The following is a 602-nucleotide window of genomic DNA, read 5'->3' as shown; positions in this document are numbered from 1 at the left end:
GATAACAAAGCTCAAGATGCAAAAGATGCTGGTGCAGATATTGTAGGTGGCGATGAATTTGTTGAAAGAATTAAAGGTGGAGAATTAAACTTTCAAAAATTAATTTGTACACCTGGAATGATGATTAAACTGTCTAAATTAGGTAAAGTTTTAGGACCAAAAGGTTTAATGCCTAATCCTAAGCTTGGTTCAGTCTCTGAAAATATTAAAGAAGCAGTAACTAATGCTAAATCTGGTCAAGTAGAAATTAGAAATGATAAAGACGGAAATATTGGAGTTAGTATTGGTAAAAAATCTTTTAATGATGATCAATTACTAAAAAACTACAATGCAATTTTAGATGCTTTAGAGAAAGAGAAATCAAACAACACTTTAAAAGGTGATTTAGTAAAAAGTGTTTTCGCTACATCAACAATGGGTGTTTCATATAAAGTTAAATTAGGAAAATCGATATAGTTATGATGAACAAAGAACAAAAGAAAAATTATATTGAAGAAATGACTAGTAAGTTTGAAAACAGCAAAGCTGTCATGGTTACTCATTATCAAGGTTTAACAATGACTCAGTTAGATGAATTAAGAGCTAAAATGAGAGAACATGGA

Annotated in this window: 2 protein-coding genes; both read left to right on the top strand. The window is 29.7% G+C overall.

Annotation, left to right across the window (positions count from 1 at the left end; all coding sequences use genetic code 11):
- The coding region (locus AMN81_RS00845) for a 50S ribosomal protein L1 (protein WP_072090256.1) at positions 1–456 on the top strand (456 nt) is incomplete at its 5' end.
- Between the two features lie 5 nt (positions 457–461).
- Positions 462–602 (top strand): 50S ribosomal protein L10 (gene rplJ / locus AMN81_RS00840; protein ID WP_072090257.1); only part of this gene is annotated, 141 nt, incomplete at its 3' end.

Source organism: Candidatus Pelagibacter communis (assembly GCF_001179845.1).
Classification (GTDB): Bacteria; Pseudomonadota; Alphaproteobacteria; order Pelagibacterales; family Pelagibacteraceae; genus Pelagibacter; species Pelagibacter ubique_Q.
Note: the sequence above shows the minus strand (reverse complement) of the source record. Positions and strands in the feature narration are given on the sequence as shown.